21 protein-coding genes are annotated in these 19,587 nt (G+C 71.9%); 14 read left to right on the plus strand and 7 right to left on the minus strand.

Going from position 1 to position 19,587, the window contains the following annotated elements:
- Positions 1-8: 8 nt before the first annotated feature.
- Positions 9-602 carry a hypothetical protein gene (locus LUU90_RS24610; protein WP_275006772.1) on the minus strand — a complete coding sequence of 198 codons (594 nt, stop codon included), beginning with the start codon at positions 600-602 and terminating at the stop codon, positions 9-11.
- Between the two features lie 135 nt (positions 603-737).
- Between LUU90_RS24610 and LUU90_RS24615 the strand changes: the two genes are divergently transcribed.
- From LUU90_RS24615 to LUU90_RS24635, 5 genes are all read left to right on the plus strand, one after another.
- Positions 738-947 (plus strand): EF-hand domain-containing protein, encoded by a 210-nt coding sequence (locus LUU90_RS24615; protein ID WP_275006773.1) that lies wholly within the window; start codon positions 738-740, stop codon positions 945-947.
- A gap of 76 nt (positions 948-1,023) precedes the next feature.
- Positions 1,024-1,668, plus strand: a complete 645-nt coding sequence (locus LUU90_RS24620; protein WP_275006775.1) for a trimeric intracellular cation channel family protein — start codon at positions 1,024-1,026, stop codon at positions 1,666-1,668.
- A 144-nt stretch (positions 1,669-1,812) separates the two neighbouring features.
- Positions 1,813-1,965, plus strand: coding sequence for a hypothetical protein (locus LUU90_RS24625; RefSeq protein ID WP_275006776.1), 153 nt, complete (start codon positions 1,813-1,815; stop codon positions 1,963-1,965).
- A gap of 251 nt (positions 1,966-2,216) precedes the next feature.
- Positions 2,217-3,191 carry a hypothetical protein gene (locus LUU90_RS24630; RefSeq protein ID WP_275006778.1) on the plus strand — a complete coding sequence of 325 codons (975 nt, stop codon included), beginning with the start codon at positions 2,217-2,219 and terminating at the stop codon, positions 3,189-3,191.
- Positions 3,192-3,469: 278 nt separating this feature from the next.
- The gene (locus LUU90_RS24635) at positions 3,470-4,222 is read left to right on the plus strand and encodes a lytic transglycosylase domain-containing protein (RefSeq protein ID WP_275006780.1); all 753 of its coding nucleotides are present in this window, start codon (positions 3,470-3,472) and stop codon (positions 4,220-4,222) included.
- A gap of 29 nt (positions 4,223-4,251) precedes the next feature.
- Here LUU90_RS24635 and LUU90_RS24640 read toward each other — a convergent pair whose 3' ends face one another.
- A complete protein-coding gene (locus tag LUU90_RS24640; protein ID WP_275006782.1) occupies positions 4,252-5,130 on the minus strand; it encodes an HAD family hydrolase in 879 nt (292 codons plus the stop codon).
- Between the two features lie 161 nt (positions 5,131-5,291).
- Positions 5,292-5,486, minus strand: a complete 195-nt coding sequence (locus LUU90_RS24645) for a CsbD family protein (protein WP_275006784.1) — start codon at positions 5,484-5,486, stop codon at positions 5,292-5,294.
- A 155-nt stretch (positions 5,487-5,641) separates the two neighbouring features.
- Between LUU90_RS24645 and LUU90_RS24650 the strand changes: the two genes are divergently transcribed.
- The 5 genes from LUU90_RS24650 to LUU90_RS24670 all read left to right on the plus strand — a co-directional run bounded on the left by LUU90_RS24650 (position 5,642) and on the right by LUU90_RS24670 (position 11,437).
- Positions 5,642-6,694, plus strand: coding sequence for a LacI family DNA-binding transcriptional regulator (locus LUU90_RS24650; RefSeq protein ID WP_275006785.1), 1,053 nt, complete (start codon positions 5,642-5,644; stop codon positions 6,692-6,694).
- Between the two features lie 126 nt (positions 6,695-6,820).
- Positions 6,821-8,107, plus strand: coding sequence for a sugar ABC transporter substrate-binding protein (locus LUU90_RS24655; protein WP_275006787.1), 1,287 nt, complete (start codon positions 6,821-6,823; stop codon positions 8,105-8,107).
- Positions 8,104-9,048 (plus strand): carbohydrate ABC transporter permease, encoded by a 945-nt coding sequence (locus tag LUU90_RS24660; RefSeq protein ID WP_275006789.1) that lies wholly within the window; start codon positions 8,104-8,106, stop codon positions 9,046-9,048. Before LUU90_RS24655 ends, LUU90_RS24660 begins: the two co-directional genes overlap by 4 nt.
- A 2-nt stretch (positions 9,049-9,050) precedes the next feature.
- Complete coding sequence (locus LUU90_RS24665; protein ID WP_275006791.1) at positions 9,051-9,905, plus strand: carbohydrate ABC transporter permease; 855 nt, start codon at positions 9,051-9,053, stop codon at positions 9,903-9,905.
- The gene (locus LUU90_RS24670; RefSeq protein ID WP_275006793.1) at positions 9,902-11,437 is read left to right on the plus strand and encodes a glycoside hydrolase family 43 protein; all 1,536 of its coding nucleotides are present in this window, start codon (positions 9,902-9,904) and stop codon (positions 11,435-11,437) included. The genes LUU90_RS24665 and LUU90_RS24670 overlap by 4 nt, the downstream gene beginning before the upstream one ends.
- On the opposite strand, the gene LUU90_RS24675 is transcribed toward LUU90_RS24670, so the two are convergent.
- Entirely contained in the window at positions 11,404-12,294 is an 891-nt protein-coding gene (locus LUU90_RS24675) for a helix-turn-helix transcriptional regulator (protein WP_275006795.1), read from the minus strand. The genes LUU90_RS24670 and LUU90_RS24675 overlap by 34 nt on opposite strands.
- 101 nt (positions 12,295-12,395) lie before the next feature.
- On the opposite strand from LUU90_RS24675, the gene LUU90_RS24680 reads away from it, so the two are divergent.
- The 3 genes from LUU90_RS24680 to LUU90_RS24690 all read left to right on the plus strand — a co-directional run bounded on the left by LUU90_RS24680 (position 12,396) and on the right by LUU90_RS24690 (position 14,871).
- A complete protein-coding gene (locus LUU90_RS24680; protein WP_275006796.1) occupies positions 12,396-13,088 on the plus strand; it encodes an SDR family NAD(P)-dependent oxidoreductase in 693 nt (230 codons plus the stop codon).
- 184 nt (positions 13,089-13,272) lie between these two features.
- On the plus strand, positions 13,273-14,019 hold the full coding sequence (locus tag LUU90_RS24685; protein ID WP_275006797.1) for a TetR/AcrR family transcriptional regulator: 747 nt from the start codon (positions 13,273-13,275) through the stop codon (positions 14,017-14,019).
- 117 nt (positions 14,020-14,136) lie between these two features.
- Entirely contained in the window at positions 14,137-14,871 is a 735-nt protein-coding gene (locus tag LUU90_RS24690; protein WP_275006798.1) for a TetR/AcrR family transcriptional regulator, read from the plus strand.
- 9 nt (positions 14,872-14,880) lie between these two features.
- Here LUU90_RS24690 and LUU90_RS24695 read toward each other — a convergent pair whose 3' ends face one another.
- The gene (locus tag LUU90_RS24695) at positions 14,881-15,504 is read right to left on the minus strand and encodes a TetR/AcrR family transcriptional regulator (RefSeq protein WP_275006799.1); all 624 of its coding nucleotides are present in this window, start codon (positions 15,502-15,504) and stop codon (positions 14,881-14,883) included.
- Between the two features lie 129 nt (positions 15,505-15,633).
- Here LUU90_RS24695 and LUU90_RS24700 point away from each other — a divergent pair, with 129 nt between their 5' ends.
- Complete coding sequence (locus LUU90_RS24700; protein WP_275006800.1) at positions 15,634-17,526, plus strand: RICIN domain-containing protein; 1,893 nt, start codon at positions 15,634-15,636, stop codon at positions 17,524-17,526.
- Between the two features lie 52 nt (positions 17,527-17,578).
- Here the strand turns inward: LUU90_RS24700 and LUU90_RS24705 are convergent, their stop codons facing one another.
- On the minus strand, positions 17,579-18,760 hold the full coding sequence (locus tag LUU90_RS24705) for a ThiF family adenylyltransferase (RefSeq protein ID WP_275006802.1): 1,182 nt from the start codon (positions 18,758-18,760) through the stop codon (positions 17,579-17,581).
- The gene (locus LUU90_RS24710; protein ID WP_275006804.1) at positions 18,757-19,587 is read right to left on the minus strand and encodes a thiazole synthase; all 831 of its coding nucleotides are present in this window, start codon (positions 19,585-19,587) and stop codon (positions 18,757-18,759) included. The genes LUU90_RS24705 and LUU90_RS24710 overlap by 4 nt, the downstream gene beginning before the upstream one ends.

Consider the following 19,587-nt stretch of genomic DNA (forward strand, 5'->3'; position numbering starts at 1 on the left):
TCCGGCGCTCAGCGTTTCAGGCCGAGGGCCCGCAGCTCCAGGTCCGCCAGCCTGCGCACCGCTGCCGGGTCGCCGTCGCGCCATGCGCCCACCGGGTCGTCGGAGATCCGGGTCAGCGCACGCAGCGGCTGGTTCGCCAGGGCGCGCAGCGCCAGCAGCTGCGGATCGCCGCCGGCGAACCGCCGGGCGGCGCTCGCCCGGCGGATGAACCGGACGCGGAACGGCACGTACAGCACGGCGATCAGCAGCACGGGGATCAGGAACACCGCGATCCCGACCAGCAGCGCGATGTCGGCCACCGTCTCGGCCTGCGCCCGGCCCGCGGCGGCCAGGCTCTGCGCCGCGTCCGCGGCACCGCGGAAGGGTGCGGCCAGGTCGTCCCCCACACCCGGGATGCCGCCGATCCGACCCTCGACGTCTTGGAACCGGCCGGCCATCTCGTCAGCCGCCGACGCCGTCGTCCGGCCCGGCCGTCCGAGGGTCAGGGTCGCGTCGTGCGTCTCGCGCCCGGCCCAGGCCCAGCCCGCGATCCAGGCGAGCAGCATCAGGTCACCGAGCACCTGACGGGCGCACCGGGCTGGTGCTACCGCGTACAACCTCATGGTCTGGCCCTCCGGACGTCGGCAAGTCGCACGCCGCACCGTAGCGGACAGGAGCCTCTTTTCGGGCGCCACCGCCCAACCGATCTGTGGTTGCATACATCCCGACTTGTTTCCGACATCGCGGAGGTATTGCCCATGACCACCAACGACGAGCTCAGCCGCACGTTCGTGGAGTTCGACGGCGACGGCGACGGCCGCATCACCGCCGACGAGTTCCGCCAGGCCATGGCCACCCGGGGCGAGGAGACCTCCGACAAGGACCTCGAGCAGATCTTCGGCAAGGCCGACCACGACGAGGACGGCAAGATCGACCTGGCCGAGTTCACCGAGGCCTGGGACGCCTGAGCGCGCCGGGATCGGCGACGGACAGGTCCGGACCTAAGGTTGCGTGGCACACGCATCCCGCGGAAAGGAGCCCTACGTGGCGTGGACCTCGCTCGTCCTGGATCTTCTGGGCGTCTTCTTCTTCGCCGTGTCGGGTTCGCTGCTCGCCGTCCGGCGCGAGTTCGACATCATCGGCTCGCTCCTGCTGGGTACCTGCGTCGGCCTCGGCGGGGGCATCCTGCGGGACGTGATCCTCGACGTCGGCGTGCCGCGCGCGTTCGACTCGCCGATCTACCTCGTGCCGCCCGTCGTCGCGGCGGTCGTCGTGTACTTCTTCGCCCACGCCGTGCAGCGCTTCCACGACCTCCTGCTCACGTTCGACGCCGCGGGCATGGCGCTCTTCTCCGTCACCGGCACGCTCGTGGCCCTCGGCGCGGGCATGAACCCGACGGCGTCCGCGATCCTCGGCGTGGTCACCGCCGTGGGCGGAGGCGTCATCCGCGACGTCGTCGCCAACGACGTGCCCCAGATCTTCCGCGCCCGCGGCCTCTACGCCATCCCCGCACTGATCGGGGCCGCGCTGACCAGCCTCACGTCCTGGGCCGACTGGTTCGGCGTCGGCACCGGGACGGCGATCGCCGCGCTGGTGTTCGCCCTGCGGATGGTCTCCCTGCGGTACCGCTGGGGTGCACCTCCGGCGGGCGGTCACCACGGTCCGACGCCGGCGCCGTCGTCGGTCTGACGCCGCCCGGGCCGGGGCCGCGTACTGGCCTGCGACGCGCAGCCGGGGATGCCGAATATGCCCGAGATGCGAGTAACCGGGAACAGGGGCAGTGTCGAAGACAGCACGGCACGACAATGTGCCGTGACGAGGAAGGAGATCGACATGCCATCGTGGCTCATTCTCATCCTGGTCGGCGTGGCTCTCGTGATTCTGGGTGTCGCCACCGAGATCGGCCAGTTCCTCATCTGGATCGGCGCAATCGTCCTCGTGGCCAGCCTGATCATGGGTCTGGTCGGACGAGGACGCCGTACCTGACGCCGTGACGGACTAAACCGCTCCAGGCCGCGATCTGCTGCTGACCGGCTCATGCCGAGCAGCAGATCGCGGTCGGGGGCAGCACCGGTTCCCAGCACCTCGAGGTGGGCGACTGCTGAAGATCCCCATCATCGTCTTGACCGCGGTACGCCGGTGGCCACAGATTCGATCCCGATTGGCCCGGCGCGGCACTCTCACGCCGTCGCGCACCGGAGCCCGGTGGCGGCCGTGCGGGCCGGACTGGAGTCACTGTGGAATCAGACCGAGAGCCCGTGCTGGACCGGCGCACCCTGCTCCTGGGCGCGACCGTGCTCGGCTCGGCCGCCGCCCTGGGCGTGGCCGCGCCCGCCCGTGCCGCGGTGCCGGGCTTCCCCACGTTCACCCGCCTGGGCGCGGCCCTGGACAAGTCGACGCTCGCCTACAACCCCACGAACGAGCTCATCTTCCCGGCCATCCTGCACGTCGCCGGGCGGGTGCCGAACCCCTTGGGCGCCTGGTACATGTACTACGCCCCGCACGACGCGCCCGGCGGGATCTGCCTGGCGTACGCCGACTCCCTCGCCGGCCCGTGGCGGGAGCACCCGGGCAACCCGATCATCTCCCGCACCTGGTCGCCGCACTACTCGGTGAGCCACGTCTCGAGCCCGCACGCGGTCTGGAACGCCGCGGACGCCAGGATCTACCTGTACTTCCACGGGGAGAACACCACCACCCGGGTCGCGACCTCGACCGACGGGCGTAGCTTCTCGTACGGCGGCACCGTGCTCACGACCGGGATGCTGCCCGGAGACGTCACCGAGGCCTCCTACGCACGGGTCTTCCCGCACCCGGCACGGCCCGGCATGTACATCATGCTGTTCATGGGCAACCAGGCGGGGACCCGGAAGATCTTCATCGGGTGGTCGCACCAGCCGGCCTCGGGCTGGCAGTTCAAGCCAGAACCGCTGATCTCGCCGGCGGCGGGCGAGGGCGGCCAGCTCTCCGGCGCGCACTACTGGTCCCGCAACGGCGGCGGCCACGTGGTCTACCACTCGGGCAGCGGCGCGATCCACGTGGCCCACGTGGGCACGAGCTTCGACCGCGAGAACCACCTCGGCGTCCTGTACACCGAGCCGGTCGCGACCCGGGCAGCGGCTCCGAGCTTCGCCGAGGAGGGTGGCCGCCTCTACATGTTCTACGAGGCCGGACAGCGCGGGAACACCAACATCGCCGTCGCGCGCGCCTGACCGCTCCGCTCCGGGCCACCAGCGTGCTGCACATGCGCACCCCCATGGGCCACGACCTGGTCCACGGCCGCTGACCGGCGTCCTCGTCGAAGCTCAGCAGCACCTTCGACGAGGACGCCGCGTCGCGTAGATGTGTGGGAGGTCTTGTCGCGGTATGTCGGATCACGCCCCGGACTGCCTTAACCTTCGAGGGCAGCGCGGCGAGCACCAGCGGGGGGCGCCACGTCCGCTCGCTGGTTCCCCAGACCTCGGAGACGCATCACTGTGAGAGCAAGAACGTGAGAGCTAGAACCTGGACCGCCGCGTTCGCGGCCGTGCTGCTGCTGACCGGCTGCGGCTCGGGCGAGGGCCCGAGCGAGGTCGAGTGGCCGCAGGAGCTCGAGTACCCGCCCGCCCCGCAGCAGCAGCTCCCCCAGGCCGCACCGGCCGGACGGGAGCCCACCGCCGAGGTTCCCCTCGCGGACCTGGCCCACACCGGCTGGCTGCGCAACACCGCCGCGCGCACGGAGATCCCGCGCCGCGCCCTGGCGGCCTATGCCGGCGCCGCACTCCGGCTGGCACAGACCGAGCCGGAGTGCGGCATCGGGTGGAACACACTGGCAGGTATCGGCGCGGTCGAGTCGATCCACGGCACCTACCTCGGGGCACAGGCCGACGCCGAGGGGATGGTCAGCCCGTCGATCATCGGCATCCCCCTGGACGGCAGCGAGGGAGTCAAGGCCATCGCCGACACCGACGACGGTGAGCTCGACGAGGACCGGGAATGGGACCGCGCCGTCGGACCGATGCAGTTCATCCCGACCACCTGGGCGGACTACGCCGAGGACGGCAACCTCGACGGCGAGGCCGACCCGCACCAGATCGACGACGCGGCCCTGTCCGCCGCCCACTACCTGTGCGAGAGCGGTGGCGACGTCAGCACCGACGACGGCTGGACGGCCGCGCTGTCGGCCTACAACCAGTCGGTGTCGTACGCCCACGACGTGGCCGACCTCGCCGGGTCGTACGGGGAGCAGCCCCAGCCCTCATGACGCCCGCGCGCGTCAGCGGGGTGAGCGGGTCAGCGAGGTGAGCGGTCCTGCGACGTCAGCGTGCGCAGGACCGTGACGACGCCGTGCTCCTCGAGCGTCCCGGTGACCTCGTCCGCGGCGTCGACGACGGTGGCCGGGGCGTGGCCCATCGCGACGCCGCGTGCCGCCCAGGCGATCATGTCCAGGTCGTTGACCCCGTCCCCCACGGCCAGCGTCCACCGGGGGTCCACCCCGACGCGCTGCCGGATCCGTTCGAGCCCCGTCGCCTTGCTCACGCCGCCGGGCGTGACGTCCAGCCAGTCCTGACCGGCCGGCGTCGGCGTGACCCCGAGCGCACGCAGCGGCTCCACCAGGTCGAGGACACCCTGTGCCCGGAGGACGACCCGCGAGGCGGGCACGTTCCAGAGCTCCGTGTCCGGGACCCTGCGCTGCTCCCCGTTCACGAGTCTCCGGTCGAAGAGCCGGTCGACCCGGTAGCCCCAGCCGATCTCCTCGACGCCGACCTGGACGGCGGGAAGGGCGGCGCGGGCAAGGCGGATCACCGGCTCGACGTCGAAGGCGTACATCTTCTCGAGCCGGTAGCCGCCGGGCAGGGCGTCCCCGACGCGAGCGACGACCGCGCCGTTGGACGCGACGACCCAGCCCTGGTCGATGCCGAGCCGCCGGGCGACGGGCAGCACACCCACGAGGGACCGGCCCGAGGCGAGCACCACGTGGTGCCCCGAGCGCCGCACGTCCTGGACCGCTTCGACGGTCGCGGCGGGGACGGTCATGCCGCCGGGCGACAGCGTGCCGTCGATGTCGAGCGCTACCAGGGCGCCGACGCCGGCGCCCCCTCCGGGAAAGGGCACCGAGGCCCGCTGCATGTCGGTGGTGGACGGCGTCACGGTACCTGTCGTCTGCGTCATGCAGCTCAGACGCACGGCACGCCCGGATGTCACAGCACTTCCGGTACCGATGTTCCCGTGCCGGTCCGCGCGCGGGTCGGACGGCGAGGACCGGGACCAGCGTGCGGCCTGCGGAACCGGCACGGGTGCCGGTTCCGCAGGCCGCGCGCGGGAGGGTGGTTCTACCTCTTGAAGGCGTCCTTGACGTCGCCCGCCGCGTCCTTGACGTTCTCGCCGGCGTCCTTGACGTCAGCCTTGGCCTGGTCGGACTTGCCCTCGGCGGCGAGATCCTCGTCGTCGCTGGCATTACCCAGAGCTTCCTTCGCCTTCCCGAGGCCTCTCTCCGCTGCGTTCTGTGCCTTGTCCCCTGAGCTCATCAGCTTTCCCTTCTCTCCTCGGCCCCCGAGGTCACGGGAGCCGGATCCAGACACCCTCAGGCTGACGCGGATGAGAGCCACTCGCCTCCGGGGCCGCCCGCTTCGTGGCACGATCGCCCTACCCGGATGCGGGTTCTATCCCGAGGAGGAGCATCGTGCGCAAGGTGACGGTCTACGACGTCGCAGAGCTCGCCGGAGTCTCCATCGCGACCGTCTCGTTCGCCTTCACGCGACCCGACAAGGTCAAGGCGGAGACGCTCCGGAACGTCATGGCCGCAGCCGACCAGCTCGGCTACGTGCCCAGCGCGAGCGCACGCGGCCTGGCGCGCGGCAGGACGGGCGCCATCGGCATCTACTCCTACGACTACCTGCTCGATCCCGACCACGACAAGCCCGCCACGGACACCCGGACCCCGGCCCCGGACGGTCGCCTGTTCCCGCTCTACGCCGACGAGGTCCAGCGTGGCGTGCAGATCGAGTGCCGACGCCGCGGCTACGCGCTCATGCTCGGCGGGAACCGAGCCTCCGACCACCTGCCGCACGTCATCGAGGTGGCCGGCCGGGTGGACGGGCTCATCGCGTTCGCCGGGGCCCTGACGGACGGCGCGCGCCGTCAGGTCACCGCGCGCATCCCCGTCGTCGAGCTCGGCGGTCTGGAGCGTGACGACGCCCGCACCGTCCTCGTCGACAACGAGAGCGGCATGTTCGACCTGGCTCGTCACCTCGTCGAGCAGCACGGCCACCAGCGGTTCGCCTACGTGGGCGAGCTCGGCACCGAGGAGTTCAAGGCTCGACGCCGCGGCTTCGAACGGGCGCTGGGCGCCGGCGGCATCACCGTGCCGGACGTCGTACCCGCCCACGCGGGCGACGACGCCTCCACGCTCCGCGCTGTCGCCGAGATCCTCGCGCTTCCCCAGCTGCCCGACGCCATCGTCTGCGACACGGACCAGTCGGCGCTCGCGGCGATCGTCGCCCTGCGGACGGCCGGGCTGCGCGTGCCGGACGACGTCGCCGTGACGGGCTTCGACGGCATCCTCGCCGGACGCCTCGCGACACCGGTGCTGACCACCGTGCTGCAGCCCATGGAGCAGGTCGGGCGGGTCGCCGTCGAGATCCTGGCCGGCGCGATCGACGGCCGGGACGACGCGGGCCCAGCACTCCCGCTGACCTGCTCGCTCTTCGTCGGCAGCAGCTGCGGCACGCACTGACACCACGATCGGTTGCTCCTCAGCCTCTTGCGCTCAGAAATCTAAGCGCTTAGATTCTTACTCGACGGACCTGCTCGCAATGCCGCGCGCACACGTCAGCCGCACCGACCCGATGAAGGAACAACGATGATCCGACACAGACTTCAGGCTGCGTTCGCCGTCGCAGCCGCCTCCGCCCTCCTCGTCTCCGGCTGCGGGCGGGCCGAGAGCCCCGAGCAGACGGGTGGCGCCGCGGCCACCGAGCTGAGCGACGGCCCCGCGACCGGCACCGTCACCGTCTGGGCCCAGGGCACGGAGGGTGAGGCGCTCCAGGACTTCGTCAAGCCGTTCGAGGAGGCGAACCCCGACGTCCAGGTCGAGGTCACCGCCGTCCCGTGGGACTCGGCGCAGAACAAGTACCAGACCGCGATCGCCGGCGGCACCACGCCGGACATCGGGATGCTCGGCAGCGACTGGATGCCTGGTTTCCGGTCGGCCCTGACCCCCGTGCCCGACGACATCGACACCTCTGACGTGTTCCCGTTCGCGGTCGAGTCCACGCAGTTCGACGATGCCCGCTACGCCGTGCCGTGGTACGTCGAGACCCGCGTCATCTTCTACCGGACCGACCTGCTCCAAGAAGCGGGGTTCGACGAGTTCCCGGCCGACTGGGAGGGCCTGAAGGACCTGGCGCGCGCGTACCAGGAGGACACCGGGGCGGAGTTCGGCATCTCCCTGCCGTCCGGCGGGTGGAACTCCTTCCTCGGCGGCCTTCCCTTCGCCTGGTCGAACGGCGCGGAGGTGATGAACGAGGACCAGACCGAGTGGACGCTGGACAGCCCCGAGATGGTCGAGTCGCTGTCGTACCTGAACTCGTTCTTCGAGGAAGGGCTCGCGGACAAGAGCCCCGACACCGAGTCCGGCTCGGCGTCGGCCGACCTGGTCAGCGGCGCCGTGCCGATGTTCCTCAGCGGCCCCTGGGACATCCCGGGGCTCGAGCTGGCAGGCGGCGAGGGGTTCGAGGACAAGTTCGGCGTCGCAACCGTTCCCGCCGGGCCGGACGGCACCTCGACGTCGTTCGCGGCGGGTGCCAACCTCGGGGTGTTCGAGGACGCCGAGAACCCCGACGCCGCCTGGAAGCTCATCCAGTGGCTCAGCGAGCCGGACGTCCAGGCCAGGTGGTTCGAGGCGGTCAACGACCTGCCCGCCCAGCAGTCGGCGTGGGACGACGAGGCCCTGACCGCCGACCCGCGCGTCGCGGTCTTCGGCGAACAGCTGCAGAGCGTGAAGATCGCACCCACCCTGGTCTCCTGGACCCAGGTGTCCGCCGCCGCGGACACCCAGGTCGAGCAGATCTTCCGTGGTGGCAAGGACGTCGAGGACGCGCTGGCGGAGCTCCAGTCGACCGCCGACTCCCTGGGCACCGGCCAATGACTGTCCTGACCCGGCCGGCGTCCCCGGTCGCGCCCGTGCGCGACCGGGGACGCGGGCCGGCCGCGGTGCGGCGGCGGCGGACCGCGGTCATCGCCTACCTGTTCTCCCTGCCGTTCATCGCGAGCTTCGCGATCTTCATGGTCTTCCCCCTGATCAGCTCGCTGGGGATGTCGTTCACCGACTTCCGCAGCACCGACATCCCCACGCCCTTCGCGGTGGCGTTCGTCGGGCTCGACCAGTACACGGCACTGTTCCAGAACGAGCAGTTCCTCCGCTCGATGCTGAACACGCTGTACTTCGTCGGCGTCGGGATACCGCTGACCATGGCCGTGGCGCTGGTCCTCGCGGTCGCGCTCAACGGCGCGATCACCCGGTTCCGCACGGTCTTCCGGGTGGGGTTCTACGCCCCGGTCGTCACGAGCATCGTCGCGGTCGCCGTCGTGTGGCGGTTCATCCTGCAGCCCGACGGGCTGCTCAACACGCTGCTCGCGTCGATCGGCATCACGGGCCCCGACTGGCTGGGTGACACCGCCTGGTCCATGCCATCGATGATCCTGATGGCCGTGTGGCGCAACATGGGCACGCTCATGATCATCTTCCTCGCGGGTCTGCAGGGCATCCCGCGGGAGGTCATGGAGGCCGCCGAGGTCGACGGCGCCGGTGCGTGGCAGCGCTTCCTGCGCGTGACGCTGCCGATGCTCCGCCCCACGCTCCTGCTCGGCGCCGTCCTGCTCTCGGTCGGCTACCTGCAGTTCTTCGAGGAGCCCTTCGTCATGACGAAGGGTGGCCCGCTCGACTCCACGCTGTCGATCAGCTACTTCACCTTCAACCAGTTCGGGTTCGGGAACTACGGGACGGCGTCGGCGGCCAGCTACGTGCTCTTCGTCGCGATCGCCCTGCTCAGCATCGTGCAGTTCCGAGCGTTCCGGACGAAGGAGTGATCGTGACCCCTGTACCCGTCACGCCGTCGGCCCGCCGTCGGGGCCGGCCCAGCCGTGTCCTCGTGTACGCGGCGCTGACCGTCGCCCTCGCGGCGACGCTCATCCCGTTCGTGTGGATGTTCCTCGGGTCCGTGAAGACCGAGGCCGAGCTGCGGCAGCGCCCGCCGACGTGGTGGCCGCAGACGTTCACGTGGGACAACTTCACGGCGTGGTTCGGCCGGCTCGACATCGGCACCTTCTTCGTCAACAGCGTCGTCGTCGCCGCGTTCACCGTCCTGGGCACCCTCGTGTTCTGCTCGCTGGTGGGCTACGCGCTGGCGAAGCTCGACTTCCCGGGCAAGCGTGTGGTGTTCACGCTCGTGCTCGTCACGCTGATGGTCCCGGGCGTGGTGACCTTCGTCCCGCTCTTCGTCGTGGTGAGCAAGCTCGGGATGGTGAGCACCTACCCCGCGCTCATCCTGCCGTTCCTCGCCGGCCCGCTGGGGGTCTTCCTGATGCGGCAGTTCATCAAGGACATCCCCGACTCGCTCATCGAGGCGGCCCGGATCGACGGAGCCGGCGAGCTGCGCATCTTCCTGCGCGTCGTCATGCCGCTGTGCGGCCCTGCGCTCGCGACGCTGGCGATCCTGACCTTCCTCGGGTCGTGGAACAACTTCCTGTGGCCGCTGGTGGTCGCCCAGTCCGAGGACATGTACACCCTGCCGGTCGCCCTCTCCCTCTACTCCGTCGGCCAGAACTCGACCAACTACGGGGTCCTCCTGGCCGGCTCCGTGCTCATCATCACCCCCGTGCTCCTGCTGTTCGTCGCGCTCCAGCGCTACTTCATCCAGGGCATCGCAGCGACAGGAATCAAGTGACCTCCACCGCCACCCAGCCCGCCGCCCAGCCCACCGCCATGTCCACCGCCATGTCCACCGCTCTGACGAGCGTCGTGCCCATCGTCCCGGGCTTCCACCCCGACCCGTCGATCTGCCGGGTCGGCGACGACTACTACCTGGCGAACTCGTCGTTCGAGTACGCACCGGGTGTCCCCCTGTGGCACAGCCGCGACCTGCTCACGTGGACGCTCGTCGGCAACGTGCTCGACCGCCCCGACCAGTTCCCGGCTGGGCACGCCTCCTCCAGCAGGGGTGTGTTCGCCCCTACCCTGCGCCATCACGACGGGCGGTTCTGGCTGATCACGACCGACGTGTCGGACCGCCCCGGGCAGCTCGTCGTGTCCGCCGAGGACCCGCGCGGGCCCTGGAGCGCGCCGATCTTCCTCGACGGCCTGCACGGCATCGACCCCGACCTGGCCTGGGACGACGACGGCACGTGCTACGTCACCTACTGCGCCACCGGCCCGGACGGCGTCGGGATCGCGCAGGCACGGGTCGAACTCGGGACCGGGACCGTCCTGGAGCAGCCGCGCCGGCTGTGGAGCGGGACCGGCCTCTCGCACCCTGAGGCACCGCACCTGTACCGGCGCGGCTCCTCCTGGTACCTGCTCGTCGCGGAGGGCGGGACGGAGCGCGGGCACAGCGTCTCGGTGGCGCGCGCCGACCGGCCCGACGGGCCCTACACCGGCGCACCGGACAACCCGGTGCTCAGCCACCGCAGCACCACGCATCCCGTCCAGAACACGGGCCACGCCGACCTCGTCGAGAACGCGGACGGCACCTGGGCGGTGGTCTACCTGGGGGTGCGCCCGCGCGGCGTCACGCCGATGTTCCATGTCAACGGCCGCGAGACGTTCCTGGCCGGGATCGACTGGGTGGACGGCTGGCCGGTCGTCGACGAGAACCGCCACAGCGGACCGGTGCCCGACACGTCGTACACGGACACCTTCGACGCCGTCCCGCTGCACCCGCGCTGGGTCTCCCCCGGCACCGCGCTGACGGAGATCGCGGTGCCCGCGCCGGATGCGGGTCTCCGGCTCCGTCCGGGAAGCGGCCCGCGGGCCGCCGTCGGCGCGCTGACGGCACGTGCCCTCGATCCCTTCTGGCGCTTCGAGGCCGACCTCGACCTGGCGCAGGGCACGGGAGCCCTCCTGCTGCGCCTGGACGACGCCCACTGGTGCGAGATCCGCGCCGAGGCCGGCCAGCTGCGCGCCGTCGTCCGCATCGGTCCCGTCGAGACCGTCCACGGGACGACCGTCCCGTGGGCCGGGCCGTCGCTCACGCTGCGGGCCGAGGCGCTCCCCCCGACCGCGGACGGGCCGGACGATGTGCGCCTGTCGGCCGTCGTCGACGGGACGGAGCACGAGCTGACCCGCTTCGACGGCCGGTACCTCTCGACGGAGGTGGCCGGCGGGTTCACCGGACGCGTCGTCGGGCTGCGGGCGCTCGACGGCGTCGTCGAGGTCAGCGAGGTGCGCTACACCCCGCTGGCGTCCGGCGGGGCCGCGTAGGACGCCCCGACGGCGGCGACCGCCGCGACCCGCAGGAAGTCGAGCTTCTCGGCCGCCTCGGACCCGGTCGCCGCCGTGTACACGACGATGCGCAGGTCGGACCCGGCGACGCTGAGCACGTCGCAGTCGAGCTCGATGTCGCCGGCGAGATCGGTCCGCACGACCTTCCGCTCGGACTGGTGCTCGCCCACGACACCGCTCTCCCACAGCTCCCGGAACCGCTCGCTCGACTCCAGCAGGTCCGTGACCAGGGTGCGCACGCCGACGTCGCCGGGATACCGGCCGTGCACCCGGCGCAGGTCCGCCACGAGGGACGCCTCGAACCCGGCAGAGCTGCCCGACCGGACGACGATCCGCTGTTCGCCCCCGTCGAGCGCGCCCTCGGAGAAGACTGCCCGGAGCAGGTTCCGCCCAGGGCCCTTCGGGACCGGCTCACCCTGCAGCGCCGCCCACAGCGGGCTCCACGTCACGAGGTCCCACGACGCGGTGAAGACCGCCAGCGGGACCTCGCCGAGGCGGGCGAGCAGGCGCTGCACCCCGGGCGGGATGTGCTCGGACACCTCGCGGGGCGACGGCGGCAGCAGGCCCGCGACCACGAAGAGGTGGTCACGCTCCGAGTCGCTGAGCTGGAGCGCGCGGGCGAGCGACGCCGCGACCTGGCTGGACGGCCGGGTGGCACGCCCCTGCTCCAGGCGGACGACGTAGTCGACGCTCAGCCCGGCCAGCATGGCCAGCTCCTCGCGCCGCAAGCCCGCCGTCCGGCGCGACGGGTCGAGGGGGAACCCGACGTCGACGGGCGAGAGGCGGTCGCGCCACGCGTGAAGGAGCGTCCCGAGGTCATTCTGCGAACCCTGCATCACGCCAGTGTTCCAGCGGCAGCACGATCCTGGGTGGTACTGCCGGTCCGTACGTCCGGACGGGCCTGGCTCCCCCCGTGGCGGCGGCGCAGAGTCGGGGCATGACGACAACACTGATCACCGGCGCCAACAAGAGCCTCGGCCACGAGACCGCCCGTCGCCTCATCGAGGCCGGGCACACGGTCTGGATGAGCGCCCGCGACCCCGAACGCGGCCGGCGGGCCGCGGATGCGCTCGGCGGGCGGTTCGTCCAGCTCGACGTGACGAGCGACGCGTCGGTCGCCCGCGCGGCCGAGACGATCGCGGCGGCGGGCGGCCTCGACGTGCTCATCAACAATGCCGGCGTGCTGGGCCCGACCACGCCGCCCGCGGAGCTCACCGCGGAGGACGCCCTGGGCGTCTACGACACCAACGTCTTCGGCATCATCCGCATGATCCGGGCCTTCGCGCCCATCCTGCGGCGGTCGAACGCTCCCACCATCGTCAACGTGACCAGCGGCCTGGGCTCCTTCGGCGCCGTGCACGATCCGGAACGCGTCGAGTTCGGGGTCCTCGCCCCGCTCTACACGTCCTCGAAGTCGGCGGTCACGATGCTCACCGTCCAGTACGCCAGGGTGTTCCCCGAGATGCGGATCAACGCCGCCGACCCCGGCTACACCGCCACCGACTTCAACGGGCACGGCGGCCACCAGACGGTCCAGGAGGGCACCGACGCGATCGTCGAGCTGGCCACCCGCGACGGCGAGGGCCCGACCGGCACGTACATCGACCGCTTCGGCGTCGCGCCCTTCTGACCTCCTGGCGGCCCTGAGCGGGCCGCCGGGCAGGACGTCAGAGGACGTCAGAGGCCTACGGAAGGGTGCAGGACGTGCCATGAGCGGTGCGCAGCAGGGGGCGGCGGAAGCTCTCCGGCCGACATGCGAGACTGTCACCTCACGTGCCAGGCCAGGAGAACGTGAGCAGCACCGCAGGAGGATCGTGACCGCCACCCCCACGCGCAGGCAGCATCGTGCCGAGCTCCTGCGTGACGCGCGTGCGGCCGCCCGGCGACTGCTCGCCGAGCACGGGGTCGACGGCGTCACGATGGTCGCGGTCGCCAAGGAGGTCGGGATCGCCGGCCCGGGCATGTACCGATACTTCGAGGGGCGTCCCGGCCTGCTCGCCGCCGTCTACGACGACACGCTGGACGAGCTCGTGGCGTATCTGGAGGCGGTCGTCCGCTGCCAGCCGGCCGACGACCACGTCGCCCGCCTCCACGCGGCCACGCATGCGCTGTTCGTGTGGTGCAGGACGCACCGCAACGAGTTCGACCTGCTCTTCGGCGCAGACGCCCAGCACGCCGTCGGGCCGGCCGGGGCCGGCCGGCCGCACTTCGTCCACCGGCTGGCCCCGGTCTTCGTACCGAGCTTCGCCGCCCTGTCCCGGGCCGGCGTGCCGTTCCCGGCCGACGCCGACGTCGCACCCGGTCTGGCGCCCGAGCTCGACGCGTACCGCGCCGTCCTGACACAGGAGGACCCCGGGGCGGACGAGGAGATCTCGGTCGGCGTCGTCCACACGATCATCGGGTTCTGGCGCCAGGTCTACGGCCTGCTGTGCATGGTCGCCTACGACCAGCTCGACTACGCGTTCGGCAACTTCGACGCCATGTTCGACGACATGATGCACGGCCTCCTGGCGACGCTCGGACTGCGGCCCAGCCCGAGCGTCCGACTCGTCGACGCCTGATCTTCCTGGCATCGGAGTCGACTGTCCGGATAGAGTCCGACGCTGATACGTCGTCGTCTCACCCGGCTGCCGGGTTCCGGACGAACAGGCACCTGGCCGGTGCGAGAGGGGGCTCGGATGGGGCGCGATCCGCTGCGACAGGAGGCGCTCGCGTCGGCCCGGCGGCAGCTGCTCGAGCACGGCGTCCCGGGTGTCACGCTCGCCGCCGTCGCACAGGACCTCGCCGTACCGGAATCCGAGCTCCGTGACGTCGTCACGAGCCGCGAGGAGCTGCTGGAGACGCTCTACGAGACGACCATGGACCGGCTGCTGGCGTTCCTGGGCTCGGTCGTCGCGCAGCAGGACCCGGACGACCTCCCGGCCCAGGTCGAGGCGGGCACGCACGCCATAGTGGTCTGGTGCGGCACCCACCGCGCCGAGTTCGACCTGCTCATGGGGCCGGGGTTCCGACAGGCTGTCGGCGCTCGCGCGTCGGTGCGCCAGAGCATCGCGTCCCGGCTCGGCGGGGCCTGGGCCCCGCTGTTCGACCGGGTCCGGCGCAGCGGCGCGCCGTACCCGCCCGACGAGGAGATCCCCGCCGACCTGGCCGCACAGCTGGTCGTGTACCGGCGGTTCCTGGTCCGGGACAACGCCGGGATGGGTGACGACTTCCCCCTCGGTGTCGTCTACCTCATGACGGTGGGCTGGCGGCAGATCTTCGGGGTCCTGTGCATGCTCGCCTTCGACCCGGAGACGCGACCGGTCAGCGCGTTCGGCGACGCGATCACCGAGCTGAACCAGTCGCTCCTCAGGCTCGTCGGCCTCGAACCGAGCCCGGCCGTGCGACTGACCGGAATCCCCGAGGCCGCCTGAACCGCTCGGTCAGCGGCCCTCCGCCGGTGGCAGGTCGCGGCCGATCATGCGGGAGATCGCCACCTCGGTGGCACCGGCCATGTCGACGGAGCCGGGTTCCAGGAGCCACTGGAGCTGGAGGCCGTCCATGGTCGCGACGATCACCCGGGCAGCCGTCCCGGTATCGACGTCGGCCGCCACCTCCCCCAGCTCCTGCGCCTCGTCGAGCGCCTCGACGACCAGGGCGCGCAAGCCTTGGTACCGGGAGCGGAACCAGTCCTGCGCCGGGTGCTGCGCCGTCACGCTCTCCGCCGCGAGCACCGTGTAGAGCCGCACGATGCCCTCGCGCTCGGTGTTGCGCCGCACGGTCTCGACGAGGTGGCGCAGGAATGCCAGTCCACGCGGACGCTCGCTGCCGAGCTCCTCGATGTCGGTGGTGTCGCGCAGGTCGAGCACCCCGGTGAGCAGGCTGGCCTTGGACGAGAAGTAGTGCAGCACCCCGGCCTGGGTCAGCCCCACACGGTCGGCGATCTCGGCCAGCGAGGCGCTCTGGTAGCCGCGCTCGGCGAACGTCTCCATGGCGATGCGCAGGATCTCCGCCCGGCGCTCCACGGGAGGCCGCCGCACCCTGGTTCTCCCGCCTTCTCGTGTCATCCGAACGAGTCTACGGACCCGTTTCTCCCTGCTCCCGCCACCCTGTCGGGTACGGGATCTTGCTACCTACCGAACACTCGGTAGGTAGCGGTACGATCGGCGCACCATCCACCCACCGAGGGAGTCGCAATGACGCGCACCACCCGCACCGGGTCCATCCGGACGACACTCGCCACGCTGAGCGTGCTGGCCGTCGGCGCCGTCGGCATCGGCCCCGCGGCAGCCCCCGCCGCCGCAGCACCGACCACCGCGCACGTCTGGGTCACGACCGCCGACGGCAGCCGCAAGCTCGCCGACGGCGGCAACCTCAGCTTCGACACCGGCCCGCAACCGGTCGACATCCGTGTGAACCCGGGCCAGGTGGCCCAGCGGTTCACCGGCGCCGGCGCCTCGGTCACCGAGGCCTCGGCCGCGCTGATCGGCAACCTGCCCGCCGGCACCCGCGACAGCCTGCTGCGGTCGCTGTTCTCCCGCGCGGGCGACGGCATCGGCCTGAACTACCTGCGCCAGCCGCTCGGCAGCACCGACTTCAACTCCGGCGGCTTCTACACCTACGAGGACACGCCCGGGCAGTTCAGCATCGCCCGCGACCAGCAGCAGATCCTGCCCGTGCTGCGCCAGGCGCTCGCGATCAACCCCGGTATCCGGTTCATGGGCAGCCCGTGGACCGCCCCGGCGTGGATGAAGACCGGTGGTTCCCTGAACGGTGGCAGCCTGCGTGCCGAGAACTACGACGAGTACGCCGACTACCTGGTCCGGGCGATCCAGGCCTATGCGCAGCAGGGCGTGCCGCTCAGCGACCTCACCGTCCAGAACGAGCCGCTCTTCGCGACGAGCTACCCCTCCATGAGCATGTCCGCGGCCGAGCAGGCGGAGTTCTTCCGGGTGCTCGACGGGGCGCTGACCCGCGCCGGACTGGGCACACAGCTCTTCGCCTACGACCACAACTGGGACCGTCCCGACTACCCGCTGGAGGTCTTCGCCGGCACTCAGGGCATCTCCCGCGTGACCGGCGCCGCCTTCCACTGCTACGGCGGCTCCCCCGAGGCCCAGGCCCAGATCGTGGCGGCCGGCAAGCGGGTCTACTTCACCGAGTGCTCCGGCACCGACAGCGAGAACGCAGCGGGAACCTTCGGCGACACGCTCGTCTGGCACGCGGAGAACCTTGTCGTGCGGAACATGCGCAACGGCGGCGAGACGGTCATCAACTGGAACCTCGCGCTCGACCAGAACGGCGGACCGCACCAGGGACACTGTGGCACGCGCTGCAACGGTGTCGTCGAGATCGCCGGGGGCACGGTCACCCGTAACGCCGAGTTCTACACCCTGGGCCACCTCAGCAAGTTCGTCGACGCCGGCGCCCGCCGCATCGGCTCGACCAGCGAGCAGCCCGGCGGGCTCCAGAACGTCGTCCTCCAGAACCCGGACGGGACCCGCGTCGCCTACGTCGTGAACGCCTCCTCCGGCAGCCGCACCTTCTCGATCACCGACGAGGGCCGATCGCTGACCCACACCCTGCCCGGCCGGGCGGTCGCCACCTATACGTGGGACCCGCAGTCGACCACCGTCCCGGCAGATCCGGACCCGGCCGCCTGGTACCAGGTGGCATCCGCCGCGAGCGGCAAGTGCCTCGACGCGGCCGGCTGGGGCACCACCGACGGGACCGGCCTCCAGCAGTGGGCCTGCGGTGACGCCGGCCAGGCCAACCAGCGCTGGCGCTTCACACCCACCTCGGGTGGCTACTACCAGGTGCTGAGCCAGCACGCGGGCAAGGTCTGGGACGTGGCCGGCGGCTCGGGCGCCGTCGCCCACGGGACCTCGGTGCATCTCTGGTCGTACGTCGGAGGCACCAACCAGCAGTGGCGGCCGACGGCGACCGGCGCCGGCCTCAGCTTCACCGCCCGGCACAGCGACCTGTGCCTCACGCTGGGCACGGCGACCGGGACCGACGGGACCCGGTTCACCCAGCAGCCGTGCACCGGCGCAACCGCCCAGGTCTTCCGGCTCGGACGGGTGGGCTGAGCCCCGCCGTGCGGGAGCCTCGCGGCGCGGCACGGGGCTCCCGCACGACAGGTCATCCCGCCTGCGCCCGCTCCCAGGCGAGCATGCCGCCCTCGACCGACCGGGCGTCGAGCCCCGCGTCGCGCAGCTGCCGGGCCACGCGGGCCGACCGGGCGCCGGACCTGCACAGCACGTGCACCGGGCGCCCGCCCGCCCACGCGGCGACGTCGTCCACCGCGCCGGCCGCCGCAGCCCCGGCGAAGGCACCCGAGGGGACGGCCCGCGCGCCGGGCAGGGCGGCGAGCTCGATCTCCCACGGCTCGCGGACGTCCAGCACCGCCGGTTCGGGTACGACACCGCGCAAGGCCGCCAGCTCGCGTACGGACGTCAGGGCGTCGTCCGACGGCGGCAGCCCGCAGAACACCGCGTACGGGTCGGTGTCGCCCGGGCCGGACAGCAGCGCCGTGACGGGCTCCCGGGCCGGGTCGCGCCGGACGGCGAGGTGGCGCCACGTGACGGCCAGCGCGTCGTACGTCGCGAGCCGCCCGAGCAGGGTCTCGCCAGCCCCGGTGACGAGCTTGATCGCCTCGGTCGCCATGACGGAGCCCAGCGTGCCGCACATCGCACCGAGCACGCCGCCCGTCGCGCAGTCCGGCGACGCGCCGGGCGGCGGCGGGTCCGGGAACACGTCACGGTAGGTCACACCCTCAAAACCCGCCGGCGGTGCGCCCCAGAACGTGGCGACCTGCCCCGTGAACTGGTAGATCGCGCCCCAGACGCACGGGATGCCCAGCACCTCGGCGGCGTCCGACACGAGGTAGCGGGTGGCGAAGGCGTCCGTCCCGTCGAGCACCAGGTCGTACCCGGACAGGACGTCGAGCGCGTTCTCCGTGGTCAGCCGCTCCCGGTGCTCGACCACCTGCACGTGCGGATTGACCTCCGCGATCGCCGCTTGTGCCGACGCTGTCTTGGACAGGCCCAGGTCGGAGACGCCGTGGACCACCTGGCGCTGGAGGTTCGAGACCTCGACCACGTCGTCGTCCACGATGCCCAGCACGCCGACGCCCGCCGCGGCGAGGTAGAGCAGGGCGGGGCTGCCCAAGCCGCCCGCGCCCACCACGAGCACGCGGGCGCTCGCGAGCCGGCGCTGCCCCTCAGGGCCGATCCCGGGCAGCACCAGGTGCCGGGCATACCGGGCGAGCTCGTCGCGGCTCAGCTCCCGGCCGGGCTCGACCAGCGGCGGCAGCGCGGTCACAGGGCCAGGTCCAGGTTGTCGCCGACGGCGACCAGCCCGTCGACCGGGGACGAGGCCAGCGCCCGCTCCCGCCGCGGCGGCCGGCCGGCGCGGGCGGCGTCGTACCCCGCCTCGACCGCGAGCCGCATCGCGCGGGCCATGCGCACCGGGTCGGCGGCGCGGGTCACCGCCGTGGCGAGCAGGACGCCGTCGCACCCGAGCTCCATCGCGAGCGCCGCGTCCGACGCCGTGCCGATGCCCGCGTCCAGGATCACCGGGACCGACGCCGCGGCGGCGATCGCCTCGATGTTGCGCGGGTTGGCGATGCCGAGTCCGGAGCCGATGGGCGAGCCGAGCGGCATGACGGCCGCGCAGCCCACGTCCTCCAGGCGGCGCGCGGTGACCGGGTCGTCGTTGGTGTAGGGCAGCACGGTGAAGCCGTCGTCGACCAGGATCTTGGCAGCCTCGACCAGGCCTATCGCGTCGGGTAGCAGGGTCACGTCGTCGGCGATGACCTCCAGCTTGACCCAGTCGGTCCGGCACGCCTCCCGGGCGAGCTGCGCGGTGAGCACCGCCTCGCGTACGGAGAAGCAGCCCGCCGTGTTCGGCAGGGCGCGGATGCCCAGGCGCTCGAGCAGGCCCCAGACGGACGGGTCGCCGGCACGGGCCGGGTCGTCGGTCTGCCGGGGACGGGACACGCGCCGCATCGCGACGGTCGTCAGCTCCGTGCCCGACGCCACGAGGGCGTCCTCCAGGGCGAGCAGGCTCGCCGCTCCCCCGGTGCCCATGATCAGGCGTGACCCCAGCGGTGTGCCCGCGATGGTGAGCGGTGCGTCGTTCGTCAGCAC

It is taken from the genome of Promicromonospora iranensis (assembly GCF_028994775.1).
GTDB lineage: Bacteria > Actinomycetota > Actinomycetes > Actinomycetales > Cellulomonadaceae > Promicromonospora > Promicromonospora iranensis_A.

Bases quoted from the DNA above. Each gene is read 5' to 3' on its own strand.
- LUU90_RS24680 (WP_275006796.1), top strand. From the start codon at position 12,396: ATGACGACAACACTGATCACCGGCGCCAACAAGAGCCTCGGCCACGAG.
- LUU90_RS24660 (WP_275006789.1), top strand. From the start codon at position 8,104: ATGACTGTCCTGACCCGGCCGGCGTCCCCGGTCGCGCCCGTGCGCGAC.
- LUU90_RS24645 (WP_275006784.1), bottom strand. From the start codon at position 5,486: ATGAGCTCAGGGGACAAGGCACAGAACGCAGCGGAGAGAGGCCTCGGG.
- LUU90_RS24695 (WP_275006799.1), bottom strand. From the start codon at position 15,504: ATGACACGAGAAGGCGGGAGAACCAGGGTGCGGCGGCCTCCCGTGGAG.
- LUU90_RS24615 (WP_275006773.1), top strand. From the start codon at position 738: ATGACCACCAACGACGAGCTCAGCCGCACGTTCGTGGAGTTCGACGGC.
- LUU90_RS24675 (WP_275006795.1), bottom strand. From the start codon at position 12,294: ATGCAGGGTTCGCAGAATGACCTCGGGACGCTCCTTCACGCGTGGCGC.
- LUU90_RS24655 (WP_275006787.1), top strand. From the start codon at position 6,821: ATGATCCGACACAGACTTCAGGCTGCGTTCGCCGTCGCAGCCGCCTCC.
- LUU90_RS24700 (WP_275006800.1), top strand. From the start codon at position 15,634: ATGACGCGCACCACCCGCACCGGGTCCATCCGGACGACACTCGCCACG.
- LUU90_RS24690 (WP_275006798.1), top strand. From the start codon at position 14,137: ATGGGGCGCGATCCGCTGCGACAGGAGGCGCTCGCGTCGGCCCGGCGG.
- LUU90_RS24610 (WP_275006772.1), bottom strand. From the start codon at position 602: ATGAGGTTGTACGCGGTAGCACCAGCCCGGTGCGCCCGTCAGGTGCTC.
- LUU90_RS24625 (WP_275006776.1), top strand. From the start codon at position 1,813: ATGCCATCGTGGCTCATTCTCATCCTGGTCGGCGTGGCTCTCGTGATT.
- LUU90_RS24640 (WP_275006782.1), bottom strand. From the start codon at position 5,130: ATGACGCAGACGACAGGTACCGTGACGCCGTCCACCACCGACATGCAG.